Here is a 15,727-nt window from a genome sequence, read left to right as displayed (position 1 = left end):
GTTAATGCTGATTGGAATAATATTCCGCCATGAAAACACATATCACAAACTTTTTTCGATCCGTTTTCTATCTGTACTATGATGGTTTTGTAAATATGAGAACAGGCAAAACCCTTTGGATTCTCATAGCTGTAAAACTATTTGTTATGTTTGCCGTTATAAAATGGCTGTTCTTCCCAAATATATTGCAGGAAAACTTCAAAACTGATACACAAAGAAGTCAATATATTTTGCAACAACTCACAAAGGAAAAATAATATGGAACACACTGACGTGCTTGTTGACTGGTCACGGGCGCAATTTGCTCTTACAGCACTCTATCACTGGCTTTTCGTACCGCTTACACTTGGTCTGACATTTATCGTTGCCATTATGGAAACTCTTTATGTCAAAACCGGCGATGAAAAATGGAAACAGACAACAAAATACTGGATGGGACTTTTAGCCATTAACTTTGCCATAGGGCTGGCTACCGGTATTATTATGGAGTTTGAGTTTGGTACCAACTGGTCGAACTACTCCTGGATTGTCGGCGATATTTTCGGTGCACCGCTTGCTATTGAAGGGCTTATGGCATTTTTCATGGAATCGACATTCTTTGCCGTTATGTTTTTCGGCTGGGACAAAGTCAGCAAAAAAATGCACCTGACCTCCACATGGCTTGTTGCGATCGGTTCAAACCTCTCTGCACTGTGGATTTTGGTAGCAAACGGCTGGATGCAGCACCCTGTTGGTATGAAATTCAATCCCGATACGGCAAGAAACGAAATGTTGAATTTTTGGGAAGTATTTTTCAACCCGAATGCAGTCAGCAAGTTTTTGCATACAATAAGCAGCGGTTATGTACTTGCTTCACTTTTTGTTATAGGAATCAGTGCCTGGTATCTGCTTAAAAAACGCGATACACAGTTTGCACGACGCAGCATTATTGTAGCCTCAAGCTTCGGGCTTATTACCTCACTTTTTTTGTTAACCACAGGTGATGAATCAGCCCACCAGGTAGCCCTCAACCAGCCCATGAAACTTGCCGCTATGGAAGGTTTGTATGATGGAGAAAAACGCGCCGGAATTGTTGCCTTTGGTGTACTTGATACCGCAAAAGAGATAGGTGACGACTTAAATCCCTTTCTTTTCAGTTTTGAAATCCCGGGTGCGCTTTCTTTCCTTGGCTACCATGATTTGAATGCTTTTGTACCGGGTATAGACAACCTGATGCAGGGAAGCGAGAAATACGGCATTATGTCCATACCGCAAAAAATGCAAAAAGGAAAAACTGCCGTGGCCGCTTTAGGCGCCTATAAAAAGTTCAAAAAAGAAAGCAATCTTGTTGAGGCTGAAAAAGCACTCAAAACTTTTGAAGCAAATCAGGCTTATATGGGCTACGGTTATTTGAAAAAACCGCAGGATGCTGTCCCCGATGTTGCACTGAGCTTTTACAGTTTTCACACAATGGTAGGGCTTGGCACATGGTTTTTGGTTCTTTTTATGGTGACCCTTTATTATGCCATGACCAACGAAATGCACAACAAAAAGTGGCTGCTCTACCTCGCAGTGGCAACCATTCCGCTTGGATATATCGCACAGGAAGCCGGATGGATAGTAGCAGAAGCAGGACGTCAGCCCTGGGCTATTCAGGATCTGCTTCCGGTAGGCATGGCAGCTTCCAACATTGCCTCAACAAGCGTTATGATTACTTTTTGGCTCTTTGCAGTGCTTTTTACAGCACTCTTAATAGCCGAAGTAAAAATCATGTTAAAACAGATAAAAATCGGGCCGGAGGGACATTAAATGTTTGACTTACTCACTTTACAACAATACTGGTGGTTCTTAATCAGTCTTTTAGGAGCACTCTTTGTCTTTATGACCTTTGTACAGGGCGGACAGACACTGCTGTATACTCTGGCAAAAACAGAAGATGAAAGAGATGTTTTAGTCAACTCTTTAGGGAGAAAATGGGAACTTACTTTTACAATGCTTGTCATGTTCGGCGGTGCGCTTTTTGCCGCAATGCCGCTTTTTTATGCAGTAAGTTTCGGCGGTGCCTATTATGTCTGGATGGGCATCCTTTTTTGTTTTATTATTCAGGCTGTCGCGTATGAATACAGAAAAAAACCGGACAATTTTTACGGGGAACGTTTTTATGAGACCCTGCTCTACATCAACGGCTCCCTCGGGATATTTTTAATCGGTGTGGCAGTGGCGACACTCTTTAGCGGCGGTAATTTCATTGTCAATGAAAACAACCTCTCACACTGGACGATGCAGAGCTACGGGCTTGAAGCACTTTTAAACCCTTTTAATGTTGCCTTTGGATTGATGCTTGTTTTTCTTTCACGATTTCAGGGTGCTTTGTATTTTTTAAATAATGTCGATGTGCCGACTGTTACGGCAAGAGTCAAAAAGGTTGTTATTGTAAACTTTGGAATGTTTCTGATTCTTTTTCTTTATGTTTTGGCAACAATATTGTTTATGGACGGTTTGCGTTATGATCCTGATACCCTTGTTGTCAGTGTTGAAAGTATGAAGTTTTTACACAGCTTTATGGATATGCCGGCTTTAGCAGGTTTACTGCTTGTCGGTGTTCTCACATTGTTATACGGAGTAGTTATCGCAGTAACGAAAAAAGCACAAAAAGCCATCTGGTTTAGCGGATTGGGCGTTATACTTACAGTGCTTGTATTGTTTTTGATTTTGGGACTGGACGCTTCTGCCTTTTACCCGTCACTTGCAGATATACAAAGTTCACTCACCATACAAAACAGTTCAGGAAGTCACTACACACTTGAAGTGATGAGCATTGTCTCTGTCCTTGTTCCGGTTGTCCTGCTTTATATTATATTTGTATGGCGTTCAATGGACAAATCACAAATCACAATAGATGAAGTCAAATCTGACCCGCATCATTACTAGGAGAAATTATGGAATATTTAGCAGAATCAATTTGGTATTTAAGCTGGCCGGTCATTATTTATCTCTCATATAAATTTGTCAGTCTCAACCTGCATCATTACAAAAAGATGGAAAGACTCGAAGAACTTGAAGAAATACATACTGAGAACTCACTAAAAATCTCTTGATTTTTAGGAGTGTTCCAGCATACCTTTTTCTTTGTTTTTGTAACGCTCTTGAATATCTGTAAAAACTTGTATATTTTTTAAAAAATTTTCCACTAAAAATGGATCAAATTGTTTTGCTTTACCAGATTCAATATAATTCAAAATTTTATCAAGTGGCCATGCTTTTTTATACACTCTGTCATGTCCCAATGCATCAAAAACATCTACTATTGCTATAATACGCCCATAAATATGAATGTTTTCGCCTTTTAGACCTCTTGGATATCCGCTTCCATCCCATTTTTCATGATGTTCATATGCAACAATTGCTGCAGTTTGTAAGAGTTTTTGTTGAGAACCGCTTAACATTTCATAACCCAGTAAAGAGTGTTGTTTCATAATTTCAAACTCTTCTTCTGTAAGTTTTCCCGGTTTGTTTAAAATAGCATCTTCAATCCCTACTTTTCCAATATCATGCATTGGTGCTGCCATTCTTAGTTCTTCTGCTTCTTCAGAAGAGAGTCCAATTATTAATGCCAATGCTTTTGCATATTCACCGACTCGTAAAACATGATCACCCGTCTCCTTTGATCGTGTCTCACCAATTGCTCCCATCGTTGCAATAACCTCACGTTGTGTTACAATAATATCATTTGTGAGACGCACATTTTTTTCAACCTCTTTTTCAACCAGTTCTGTTATATGTTTATTGTATTTTGCAAGCATTCTATTCGCTTTATCAAGTTCCAAAACAAGCAACTCTTTATCGTTTCTGTCTTGAATAGATTTCTGTTGCATCTTCACAAAGTCAGTCACATCTTCAAATAAAATAATAATTGTTTCGATTGCTTCAAATTTGTTTTTTCTTCCTGCTTGAACACTAATGGTAACATAATCACCATTCTTGTAAATCAATGGTAGTTCTAAATTTGCTCTTTCTCCTTTTCCTATTTGCATCAGTTCTTTCTCTAAACCAATCAATTCAGGAATAAGTTTCATAATACTGACATACATTTGTGAAGCTTCTTCTATATCAATATATTTTATAACTTTGTCAGAGAATTCAATACATTGCATATTCATATCTGCCACTATATATTCATACTGATGCCGTTCATAAATAGCATTAAAGACCTCTTGTATATGCATTTGAACCTCCTTTTTCAACTCTATTGTTTTAGTATAGCTTTACTCAGTGAGAGAAAAAGTTCTTCCACATTCCTGCCATCTTTTGCAGAAGTTTCAAAAATTTCTTCTACTTTTTCAAGAGAGTCGCGAAGTTGTGAAACTGTACTTTTTATTTGAGTATTTTCTATAAGCAAATCAGCCTTATTCAAGGCTACAACAGCAGGAACATTTTTCAGTAAATTTTGTGCTAACTTTAGATGCAAAGATATATTGTCTATACTTGATTGGCGTGTAATATCTCCCACAACAATCACACCATGTGCTCCTAAGACATAGGCAGGATTTGTATCTTTTACATCTGTCCGCCCTTCAATATCCCAGATCATAAGCTGTAACTCTAATTCTTCTGAAACTTGTACATATTTTTTAGATATTTTAACACCTATAGTTGTAAGGTAATCATCACTGAACTGGTTATCAACATAACGACGTATTAAACTTGTTTTTCCAGTTGCAAAATCGCCAATTAAGACTACTTTTTTAGTTATCATTTTTTATCCATTTAATCTGCACTAAGCGTCCTTCATGATTTTTTTTATTCTCCATCTCTGCTAAAGGAACAGGCGAAGCAATAAAACTTATCCTACTAGACGGTATCCCTTTTTCTATAAGATAATTATACACATTTTTTGCTCTTTCTTGCGCATAATATATATTTTTTGAAGAAACACCTCTTCCATCTGAGAAGCCCATTACCAAGAGATTTAAATCATTATAAAGTTCTAAAGTTTTCTTCATTTTTGAAGACTTCATCCATAAATCAATAAGCTTCATCTTTTCCTGAGTCAACTTGGATTGAGAAACCCCATAATAAATTTTCAGTTCATCTTGGGAAAAACTATACTCAATATCTGAAATAATTTGCCTAATACCTTTTATAGAACTTACTTCTTTTAATAAATCATTATAGCTTTTTTTATTTTTTATTATACCACGTATCATAAGTATACCATTATGGAATTTATATCTCAATCTGTTTCCACTGTCCAAATTAAGCATTGCAAATGCAATCGACAACTCTTTATTTATTTCTTCTTCGCTTAAAGGTGCATGCGCTAAAACAATTTTATCTTCCAATACTCTTCTTGTCAGAAGTGGTTTGATTGTCTGTAAAATATTTGTATGAAGACTTTCATAAGGAATCTTACCTTGAACTAAGACGTTTTTGTAGTTGACATCCACGTTGATATTATAAAGATTAAGATAAGGATTTTTTTGCAAATTTTGTTCAATTTTCTCTTGTAATACTTGATTACTGTAATTTATGTAAGAATATAGAGATAATCCGGCTAATGCTGATATTCCTACTATCCAAAGAAAAGTATAACTTTGTTTTTTTTCTTCTTCTTCCAATATTTCGCTTTCATTTTCAAGCAAGGTATCAAGCTGTTCATTAATCTCATCAAGATTGAGTTTATCCTTATCTCCTTCAAAATGCATAATTGCATCAGAATGTTTTTTGACTAAGAATTCCAAAACAGATGTAATTTTGTCTTGTAACTTACGATTACTTGTACCGCTTAAAACAACAGCCAGATAACAACAACCTGCCACCTCTAAATAAATAGTATAATTACCGAATTCTATTTCATTTAACTCTAAACTATCACTGTTCTTAGAAATCCAATCATTCACAAAACTTCGAATCGCACTCAACATTGAAGCGACCATCTCAGGTTCTATAGATTCATGATTTTTAATGCTTCGTTCACTAACTAAAAGTCCACTCTCCTTATGAATTAAAAAAACACTCTCTACTTTATTTAATTTTGTAGAACTTTGCAGAAGCAATTCTGTCTCTGATATACCTTTAATTTTAGCAACGATTTTTCTTTTGAGTGTTTCATATGAGAATGTTGTTTGTACTTTTGTATTTATCTCATCAATCATATCTTTAAAAGATTGTGAAACAAACTTACTAATCATATTACCAATAACAGGATAAAGTGCATCTACTATCTCATCTTTTTCATTTTTAACTTGATCTTTAATTGCCAGGGAAATTATAGGAGACATTACTTTTGCTATTTTATCACTCGAGTCTTGAATGGTGCTCTGTAACATATCACCAATAAGTGGAGCAAAAATAGCAATAAATTCAGCTTTATTTTTTTCAATGGTTTTTGAAAATATATCACTTAAAAGTGGTGAAATTTTTTCAACAATAACAGTAGCATCACCACTTTCTTTGATAGCCTTCTGAAGAAGCAGTTCAAGTTCATCTATTTTATGGCGTTCTTCTTCAAACAGCAGCTGTTTTAGTTTTTCGTAATCATTCATCTAATTACTTACTTTTTTCTTCCTCTTTAGGTACGCTCTCTTCTATCATCATGTCAAAATTCTCTGCTATGGTTGTATCTTTTACCTTCATGGCTAAATCAAAAAACATACTTGAAAGATTATCTTTTGAAACTTTTGCGCCCTCGAGATTTTCAACCTGTTCTTTAAGAAGTTTTATAATAGATGTTTCAATTTCTTTTAGTTCATTATGAAGTTCTTCTTTATTTTGGATGTTTTCTCTTTTCATTGCATCAACTTGTGACTCAAATACTTTTTGAACGTCATCAAGCGCATTGTTTGCTTTTCTTTCTTGGCGAACAAGCTGTTCTTTTAATTCAATACTTTCATCCTGCAGTGCGTTTGATACAGTTTTAATCTTTTGTTCCAGAAGTTGCACATTTGAAGCATGTTCAGCAGTCAGTTTTTTCTCTAATAATATTACTTTTTGACTTAACTCTTTAGCAACAACATTCATATTTTCTTGAAGTTTGCTCAATTCTTCTTCAAATTTACGAATTTGCGGACCAAACATAAGCTCTCTTATTTGATCCATATTTCCTAATTGCCCTATTGAATTTTCTATTTTCGTTGCCATTTTCTAAACCTTTCATTTCTTCAGTTGCACCATAATAACATAATACATATAAAAATGTAATATCACTAAATATTTACAATAAAGCTTTTAGATACCGGGCAACTTTAGAGTCTAATTGCAGTAAGTTGCCAAAAGCCCTGCTTTGAGTGCATTGTACGTCTCTTCTCCTTTGAGTTTTTTCACGATTTTCAGACCAAAGCACAACGCCGTACCCGGTCCGCGTGAGGTCATCACATTTTGATCTTCAACGACCATTGCTTTGTCTCCCATATATCCTTCTTGGCGTATCTGTTCTTCTACAGACGGGTAGCAGGTATATTTTTCTTTTAAAACACCCGCTTTGTTCAGGGCAAACGGGGCTGCACAGATAGCTCCGATATTTTTTCCTTTGGCATCCATTTCACGCAAAATTCTCTGTACATTTTCATCATCAGCCAACGCATAGGTACCGTCCCATCCGCCAGGCAAAACGACCATATCAATCATGTCGGCATTGACATCCTTTACATGTAAGTCCGCTTGAATGACAATATTGTTCGCTCCTTTTACAAGCATCTCATCACTTAAAGATGCAACCAAAACTTCAATCTCTGCACGTCTTAAAACATCTATGATGCTCACCGCTTCTATCTCTTCAAATCCGTTTGCCAACGGGACTAAAACTTTACTCATAAACTACTCCTTTCCTGAGAACTTTTTATTATTCTAACACGACTTCAGTAACAAAAAAATTAAGTACAATCAAAGGTCAAAGAGATTAAAATGTTCACTAATAAAAGTTATAATGTGTTAATATTAAATACTGGAGATATTTTGACAAAATCGCTGCTTATACTCTTACTGCTTCTTTTGAGTGCCTGCTCTTCAAAACCACAAAAGCAGATTGTCATCTCTACAAATCAATGGATAGGCTATGCACCTTTGTTTTATGCCTATGAAACAGGAAAACTTGATTCTTTGAACATAAAAATAGTTACCAGCGTCTCTCTTGCAGAAGCAGCCGATTTGTACAGTATCGGCAAGGCGGATATGGTCACGACTACACAGCATGAATACAATGTTTTAAAACAAACCACCCATGATATCAAAGCGGTTATTTTGATAGACCGCTCAAACGGCGGCGATATGATTTTGTCAAACAGAACACTTGAGGCACTCAAAAAAAGTACAAAAACAGATGCCTATCTTGAAGTTGATTCCATCAATCAGGAAATTCTACTTGATTTTCTCAAAAAAAATGCCATCAGTAAAGAGAAGATAAACTTTATAAACAAAGATCAGCGGCAAATCCAGGATGTGGAAAATGACCCCCAAAAAGCCATACTCATTGCCACCTACACGCCTTATGAGATTGCTTTGAAAAAAAAGAATTTCAAAGAGGTTGCCTCAACAAAAGATATTAACAGTATTATTGTCATAGATGCACTGTGTGCAAGAGATACTCTTGTAAAAAATGACAAGCAGAGGCTTATACAACTCAAAAAAGTGATAGACAAAGCTATAACAGCCATAGAAACAAATCCAAAAGCATCCTATAAAGTTATTTCCAAATACTTTTCACATGTAAGCTATAAAGAGTATCGTCACTCCCTGAGTCTTATCAAATGGATAAACAAGCCCTCACAGGAGCTTTTGGAATATATACAACAGTATGGATACAAAAAGGACGATATCATTTTATGAACTCCATTTCCATAAAGAGTTTTATTCTTTCGATTATATTTGTTGCGTTTGCACTCGAAGGGTATATTTTTTATAATTTTTTTGAAAATTCAAAAGAGACGATAAGCAAACTGCTTCAGACAAGCATACAGACCGATGTTTTAAATCTCAAGCACTTTATGGAAAAAAATTTAAAACAAAAAGACATCAACTTTATTGCCTCACATATTGACAATATTATTATCATTAATCCCACTGTCAAAGATATACATATTCTTGACAGCAACAAAAATATTATTTACCATGCAAATATCAGATATGAAGATTACAATCACTCAACACAAAAGTGTCTCCCGATTTCCAAAATTACAAATACGAATATTTTCACACAACAGTGTTACTCTTTTTCCATTAAAACTTTTCATGGACTCCAGGCAAAATATTATTATGCAAATGTATATATTGATGAAGCCTATACGCATGGACTCATTGCACAACAGATAAGAAAAATTCTTGTCGCCTTTCTTGTAAGCGCTTTTGTCTTTATACTGTTTTTATGGGTATTGTCAAAAATCTACATCATCACACCTCTTGAGAAACTGCGCCAGTATGCCTACTACAGTCGAAATCCTCCAAAAAACTTTTTTGTCAAAGAGATTGAGAGTATCCGCTACTCCCTCAATATGACATTCAAAAGGCTGCAGCAGGAACAGGAAGAACTCTATAATTTGTCGACAAAAGACCCTTTAAGCGGCCTGTATAACAGGCTGAGTCTTATAGAAAAAATCAATTGGCTGATTGCAAAAAACAAAAGAGACAAAAAAGAGTTTGCCATTATATTTTTGGATCTGGATAATTTTAAAAATATAAATGATTCAAAAGGGCATGCCTTTGGTGATAAAATTCTTTTGCACATTGCTCAGGTTCTTTTAAAAACAACCCGAGAAAATGATATTGTCGCACGTCTGGGAGGCGATGAGTTTGTAGTAATTCTGCCTGATTTTTCAAATGAAAATACAATTATAGAGATTGCCCAAAGACTCAAAGAAAAACTCTCATTGCCTTTTAGGATTGAGGATGAGGAGTACCAGATCACTGCCAGCATGGGGATTGCCATCTATCCCAAAGACGGCAGGGATGTCCAGACACTGCTAAAAAATGCAGATATTGCAATGTACAAATCAAAAGAGCTCGGAAAAAACAATTTCCAGTTTTTTACAAATGCCATCAACAAGGCGGTTCAGGAAAAAATACATATGCAGCAAATCATAAAAGATGCTTTGCAACACAATCATTTCAAACTCTATTATCAGCCAAAAGTAGATATAAAAACCAAAAAAATAGTCGGATGCGAAGCACTTATCAGACTTATAGACCCTGTAGAGGGAATCATTCCTCCTTACAGGTTCATCGGTATTGCTGAAGAAAACAGAACGATTATTCCTCTTGGAGAATGGATTATTCAAGAAGCTGTTGCTCAAATAAAAAAATGGGAACAGACTCCTTTAAAAAATATAAAAATCTCTGTCAATCTGTCTGCTGTGCAATTCCAAGACCCAAAACTCTTGCAAAAGATACAAAAATATACACAGGACATAGACAGAAGCAAATTTGACATAGAATTGACAGAATCTGTCCTTATACAACATTTCAAAGAACGGTTAAATATTATCAAAAATATTAAAAAGCTGGGAATCACTCTCTCTTTGGATGATTTTGGCACCGGCTACTCTTCTTTGTCTTATCTCAAAGATATTCCTTTTGATACCCTTAAAATAGACAAAGCATTTATAGACAATATTTACACAAAAGATGATTTGACCTTTATCAATATGATTGTAGGTATTGCCCAAGATTTGCATATGAATGTCGTCGCCGAGGGTGTCGAGACAAAAGAACAGCTCAAACTTTTAGAAGAAATCAACTGTAAAGAGTACCAGGGATATTTGTGTTCCAAACCGGTACCGCCAAAAAAGTTTGAGGAGTTATTTAGCTTAGGTTGTGTATAATAATCCAATTTTATACAAGTGGACAGTTATGTTAAGTTATGAATCTATAAAACCTTATCTTTTTAAATTCCAGCCGGAAACTGCACATCATATTGCCGAATGCGTTTTACGCCTGCCAAATATTTGTCAGATCCCTTTTAATCCTTTTTTGGAATCTCATTTCATCAATGATGCAAGTCTGAAACAGGAAATTTTCGGACGTACCTTTTACAACCCGGTAGGACTTGGCGCCGGCTTTGACAAAAATGCAACAATGATACGCGGTATGCAGATTTTGGGATTTGGTTTTACCGAGATCGGTACAGTCACCCCAAAACCCCAGGCCGGAAATCCGAAGCCAAGAATGTTCCGCCATGTGGAGGAACAAAGCATTCAAAATGCCATGGGTTTTAACAATGACGGCGCCTATAAAGTCATAAAGAGACTCAAACAACGCACTCCGTTTACTACACCCATTGGTATCAATATCGGAAAAAACAAAACAACACCTGAAAAAGAGGCTCTTAATGACTATACGCATCTTATCAAAGCTTTTGACGGGTTGGGCGACTATTTTGTAATTAATATTTCCTCACCAAATACACCCGGATTACGGGATCTGCAAAATGAAGCGTTTATTACAAACCTTTTTACACAGGCAAAAAAACTCACACAAATGCCGATTCTGCTAAAAATTGCACCGGACATGGAAATAGAAGATGCCGTAAATTTAACAAAAATGGCAGTTCAAGCCGGAGCTGACGGTATCATAGCGACCAATACAACTATAGACTACTCACTTGTCAAACATCCAAAAAGTATAGGCGGGCTCAGCGGTGCCGTCCTTAAAGAAAAAAGCTTTAAAATCTTTGACGCTATTGCAAACGAACTCTATGGAAAGACAGTACTGATTTCCGTCGGCGGTATTGATTCTGCGGAAGAAGCATACAAACGCATACGGGCAGGCGCATCACTGGTACAGATTTTAAGCGGATTGATTTTTCACGGTCCCGATATGATCATGAACATAAACAAAGAACTCATACAACTGCTCAAAGCAGACGGTTTTGACAACATCACACAGGCCGTCGGAGCTGACAGAAAACAATGAAAACATTACTTACACTACTTTTAACATTAGGAACACTTATGGCGACATCACTCCCAAAATACGAAACAAAAACACTTAAAAACGGACTGCAGATTGTAGTCATCCCTTTGAAGAACCATTCAAATGTCATCAGTACGGACATTTTTTACAAAGTCGGCAGTCGAAATGAGGTCATGGGCAAAACAGGCATAGCCCATATGCTTGAGCATATGAACTTTAAATCCAGCAAAAATCTCAAAGCCGGCGAATTCGATAAAGAGGTCAAAAGCATCGGAGGGGTGAACAATGCTTCAACAAGCTTTGACTATACGCACTACTATATCAAATCAAGCACAGACAATTTAAACAAATCCATAGAACTCTATGCCGAACTTATGCAAAATCTCAATCTCAAAGATGACGAGTTTCAACCCGAGCGTGATGTTGTTACAGAGGAGAGACGCTGGAGAACTGACAACAATCCTTTGGGATATCTCTATTTCAGACTTTTTAACAATGCCTACATTTACCACCCGTACCACTGGACACCTATCGGGTTTATGAATGACATCAGAACATGGACCATCAAGGACATAAGAGATTTTCATGCGACCTACTATCAGCCGCAAAATGCCATTTTAATGGTAACAGGGGATGTCGATCCAAAAGAGGTCTTTAAAAGTGCAAAAGCCGCTTTTGGCAAAATAAAAAATCATGGGAAAATCCCAAAAGTAAAATTTGTAGAACCGGAACAGGACGGAGCAAAAAGAGTGATCGTCCATAAAGAGAGTGAAGTGGAAATGCTGGCCATCACGTTTCATATTCCTGATTTTAAAGACCCTGACCAGGTTACACTCAGCGTTATTTCCGAAATTCTCTACTCGGGGAAAAGTTCACGGCTCTATAAAGAACTTGTAGACAAAAAACGTCTTGTCAACTCTGTCTATGCATACAATATGGAAAACACAGACCCGGGACTTTTTATATTTATGGCTACATGTAACCCCGGTGTCAAGGCAGAGACAGTAGAAAAAGAGCTTATCAGACAGATAAACCTGATGAAAGAGACAAAGGTGACAAAAGCGGAGCTTGAAAAAGTCAAAATCAACACAAAATCAGATTTTATCTATTCGCTTGAGAGTTCAACCTCTGTGGCTAATCTTTTTGGCAGCTACCTTGTACGGGGAGACATTGAACCCCTTTTACATTATGAAGAAGAGGTCAATAAAGTCACAGCAAAGAAGGTCCAACAAGTTGCTCAAAAGTATTTTAATTTTGACAAATCGACAACCCTTATTTTAAAGAAATAATAAATACTTATAACATAAAGTTACATAAAAGTAATTCTTTTGTAACTTTATCAAAAAAATATCACAAAAAATAAGTTTCTGTGCTACCATTAGTAAAAATAATACTATGCAAGGTTCTTATTCGTGTTAAAAACTCTCTTCTTTCTCCTTATTTCATCCGCTCTTTTTGCCATTTCAAACCAGGAAGTTGCCAACAAATGTGAAGCTGTTATGAACGGTTTCAAAGACTCCTCCTCAACTATGAAAATGACGCTCATTAATGCCAACAATCAAAAACGTGAACGTCATATGAAAATGATCATTCTTGAAAAAGCATCCGGAAACAAATCACTGATGACCTTTCTTTCGCCTGCGGATGTAAAAGGAACAAAGTTTCTCAATTATGAGCATATCAACAAAGATGATGACCAGTGGCTCTATCTGCCGGCATTAAAACGTGTAAAACGGATTGCTTCAAAAAACAAATCGGGCTCTTTTATGGGTTCGGAATTCTCTTATGAGGATCTCAGCTCTTTTAGTGCGAAAAAATACACTTTTACAGGTGAAGCCAAAGAAGAAATGCTCAACGGCAAAAAATATTATGTCGGCAAAAGAGTGCCTGTGAGTAAAAACTCAGGCTATACAAAACAGATCTCCTGGGTGAATGCAAAAACATTTTTGATAAAAAAAGTGGACTATTACGACAGAAAACATGAACTGCTTAAAACAGCTTTTTTTGATGACTATAAAAAAATCAAAGGCGTATGGCGCGTAGGCATGATGAGAATAAAAAACCATCAAAATGGCAAGAAGACCATTTTAGTCTGGGAAGACGAAAAAATAAAAACCGGGCTCAAAGAGAGAAATTTTCATAAACGCGTCTTGAAAAAATAATTATGAAACTGCTTTTTTTACTGCTTTTTTGCATAAGTATCCTTTATGCAAAATCTGATGATACCTGCTACTCCGTACAACTGATAAGTTTTAAATTCAAAAAGAATTCGACCTATGATTTTGCAGCACACAATTACCCAAAAACATGCAGACTTATCTCTTTTAGCAATATCAACAGTGTACGCTGCGGGTGTTATGAGAAATACCGTGATGCCAGAGCAGCACTCAAAAAACTCTCAAAAAAATACCCAAAGCCTATTATTGTAAATACATATAAATACAGATTTCAAAAAAAAGTTGAAAAAGTTGAAAAAGTTGAAAAAGTTGAAAAAGTTGAAAAATTACAAAAAAATTACAAAAAAATTACAAAAAAGCCGCAAAAGAAAAATATTCCAAAAATAAGTCCAGTGTTGCATGAGCCTTTGCGTGTAAGCGAAGAAGTAATACAAAAAGAAACAGCAAGTTTCCTCGATGACATCAGCTATCAGGGCAATATCAACCTGACACTGCAGTCCTATATGAAAGCTCCTGCAGGCAAAGAGAAACAAAATGCACTGCTGTCTGCCAATTTTGAAGCAAAATACATCAAAGAAAACTTTACAGGATTTGCAAAAGCCAGAGTACAACAGGATTATTATGATTTGCAAAAAACAGCGAAACATACCAACAGAAGTTTTATTCGTTTGGATGAACTTTACGGCAGTTATGATTTTGAAAATGATTCCATCCTTCTTGGAAAAAATATTTTGTTCTGGGGTGCACTTGAAGTACGCAATATTGTCAATGTTTTTAATCCTGACGAACTGCGGTCTGACCCTTTTTACACAGACAAACTCGGTGTCATCAATGCCGCTTATACGCATTACACAGAGAGTGGAGAGTTTTCTGCCATTATAAAACTGTATGAACAAAACAGGAAAATGCCTGCCTATCCTTATGTCTATTACTATTTTCCCGCTACACTCAATGTAGCGCCAAATGTTACTCTGCCTTTGGTATATAAAGAAAAACTCAAAACAAAAGCCAGCCCCTACCGACCAAGTATTTACCTGAAATATTCAGACAGCACAGACACCCAATATGCACTTGATTATGCTTTTGTCTTTGAAAACGGGTACGACTCCCAACGCTACTATACACAAACACTCCAGGCTGACAATACTGTTACAACAGAAGAAAATGCCTATTTGGTTAACAAGTTTATGACCTATGATACCCTTGTAATTGGTGCAACACTCTACAAGCTTGAAGCCACCTTTGCCGACATTCTTGATGATACACTTGTTTCTGATTATATACATGTAGGGATTGGTGCAGAACATACGCTCTCGCAGGTTTACAAAGAGGCTGATCTGGGATTGCTTGTGGAATACTACCGTTATATTACACTGCAAAGCGGAAAAAAAGATGATCTGGCACTGTTTGAACTTTTTCAAAATGACCTTTTTTTAGGGCTTCGTTACAGTTTCAACCAGGGCAATGATGCAAGTATCGTCGGCGGCGGCATATTTGACCTTGATTATAATGAACAGGTCTACTATATGGAGTATCAAACCCGTGTTATGGATACTTTCAAACTTAATTTTGACTACAGATACATATCTCCGTCAAAAAATTACAATACGGCTTTTAAACTGATGGGTGCGCATGAACGCATCAGTCTAAAACTCGGTTATTATTTTTAA

General features: G+C 36.3%; 15 protein-coding genes. 10 read left to right on the top strand and 5 right to left on the bottom strand.

Features of this window, described 5'->3' with window-relative positions; genetic code table 11:
* The first annotated feature begins 29 nt into the window (after positions 1-29).
* From MLC52_RS04385 to MLC52_RS04370, 4 genes are read left to right on the top strand one after another with little or no spacing between them, the layout of a single operon-like run.
* Positions 30-257, top strand: coding sequence for a DUF4492 domain-containing protein (locus MLC52_RS04385; RefSeq protein WP_346388580.1), 228 nt, complete (start codon positions 30-32; stop codon positions 255-257).
* Position 258: 1 nt separating this feature from the next.
* A complete protein-coding gene (locus MLC52_RS04380) occupies positions 259-1,788 on the top strand; it encodes a cytochrome ubiquinol oxidase subunit I (protein ID WP_434581425.1) in 1,530 nt (509 codons plus the stop codon).
* Positions 1,789-2,910 (top strand): cytochrome d ubiquinol oxidase subunit II, encoded by a 1,122-nt coding sequence (cydB, locus tag MLC52_RS04375; protein ID WP_434581424.1) that lies wholly within the window; start codon positions 1,789-1,791, stop codon positions 2,908-2,910. It abuts the gene before it with no gap.
* An 8-nt stretch (positions 2,911-2,918) separates the two neighbouring features.
* On the top strand, positions 2,919-3,077 hold the full coding sequence (locus MLC52_RS04370; protein WP_188109963.1) for a hypothetical protein: 159 nt from the start codon (positions 2,919-2,921) through the stop codon (positions 3,075-3,077).
* 3 nt (positions 3,078-3,080) lie between these two features.
* On the opposite strand, the gene MLC52_RS04365 is transcribed toward MLC52_RS04370, so the two are convergent.
* The 5 genes from MLC52_RS04365 to MLC52_RS04345 all read right to left on the bottom strand — a co-directional run bounded on the left by MLC52_RS04365 (position 3,081) and on the right by MLC52_RS04345 (position 7,791).
* Positions 3,081-4,205, bottom strand: coding sequence for an HD-GYP domain-containing protein (locus tag MLC52_RS04365; RefSeq protein ID WP_151900656.1), 1,125 nt, complete (start codon positions 4,203-4,205; stop codon positions 3,081-3,083).
* 20 nt (positions 4,206-4,225) lie between these two features.
* Positions 4,226-4,735: a Rab family GTPase gene (locus MLC52_RS04360; protein ID WP_151900657.1), complete on the bottom strand. Its 510-nt coding sequence runs from the start codon at positions 4,733-4,735 to the stop codon at positions 4,226-4,228.
* On the bottom strand, positions 4,725-6,524 hold the full coding sequence (locus MLC52_RS04355) for an OmpA family protein (RefSeq protein ID WP_151900658.1): 1,800 nt from the start codon (positions 6,522-6,524) through the stop codon (positions 4,725-4,727). The genes MLC52_RS04360 and MLC52_RS04355 overlap by 11 nt, the downstream gene beginning before the upstream one ends.
* A gap of 4 nt (positions 6,525-6,528) precedes the next feature.
* Complete coding sequence (locus tag MLC52_RS04350; protein WP_151900659.1) at positions 6,529-7,119, bottom strand: hypothetical protein; 591 nt, start codon at positions 7,117-7,119, stop codon at positions 6,529-6,531.
* 111 nt (positions 7,120-7,230) lie between these two features.
* The gene (locus MLC52_RS04345) at positions 7,231-7,791 is read right to left on the bottom strand and encodes a DJ-1 family glyoxalase III (protein WP_151900660.1); all 561 of its coding nucleotides are present in this window, start codon (positions 7,789-7,791) and stop codon (positions 7,231-7,233) included.
* A 114-nt stretch (positions 7,792-7,905) separates the two neighbouring features.
* Between MLC52_RS04345 and MLC52_RS04340 the strand changes: the two genes are divergently transcribed.
* The 6 genes from MLC52_RS04340 to MLC52_RS04315 all read left to right on the top strand — a co-directional run bounded on the left by MLC52_RS04340 (position 7,906) and on the right by MLC52_RS04315 (position 15,727).
* Positions 7,906-8,802 carry an ABC transporter substrate-binding protein gene (locus MLC52_RS04340; protein ID WP_434581423.1) on the top strand — a complete coding sequence of 299 codons (897 nt, stop codon included), beginning with the start codon at positions 7,906-7,908 and terminating at the stop codon, positions 8,800-8,802.
* Positions 8,724-10,790, top strand: a complete 2,067-nt coding sequence (locus tag MLC52_RS04335) for an EAL domain-containing protein (protein WP_434581422.1) — start codon at positions 8,724-8,726, stop codon at positions 10,788-10,790. Before MLC52_RS04340 ends, MLC52_RS04335 begins: the two co-directional genes overlap by 79 nt.
* Positions 10,791-10,818: 28 nt before the next feature.
* Positions 10,819-11,880, top strand: coding sequence for a quinone-dependent dihydroorotate dehydrogenase (locus MLC52_RS04330; RefSeq protein ID WP_434581421.1), 1,062 nt, complete (start codon positions 10,819-10,821; stop codon positions 11,878-11,880).
* The gene (locus tag MLC52_RS04325) at positions 11,877-13,169 is read left to right on the top strand and encodes a M16 family metallopeptidase (RefSeq protein ID WP_434581420.1); all 1,293 of its coding nucleotides are present in this window, start codon (positions 11,877-11,879) and stop codon (positions 13,167-13,169) included. The genes MLC52_RS04330 and MLC52_RS04325 overlap by 4 nt, the downstream gene beginning before the upstream one ends.
* A 123-nt stretch (positions 13,170-13,292) precedes the next feature.
* Positions 13,293-14,042, top strand: a complete 750-nt coding sequence (locus MLC52_RS04320; RefSeq protein ID WP_434581419.1) for an outer membrane lipoprotein-sorting protein — start codon at positions 13,293-13,295, stop codon at positions 14,040-14,042.
* A gap of 2 nt (positions 14,043-14,044) precedes the next feature.
* Positions 14,045-15,727, top strand: a complete 1,683-nt coding sequence (locus tag MLC52_RS04315; protein WP_434581418.1) for a hypothetical protein — start codon at positions 14,045-14,047, stop codon at positions 15,725-15,727.

It is taken from the genome of Sulfurimonas sp. NW15 (assembly GCF_051132285.1).
GTDB classification, from domain to species: domain Bacteria; phylum Campylobacterota; class Campylobacteria; order Campylobacterales; family Sulfurimonadaceae; genus Sulfurimonas; species Sulfurimonas hydrogeniphila.
Note: the sequence above shows the minus strand (reverse complement) of the source record. Positions and strands in the feature narration are given on the sequence as shown.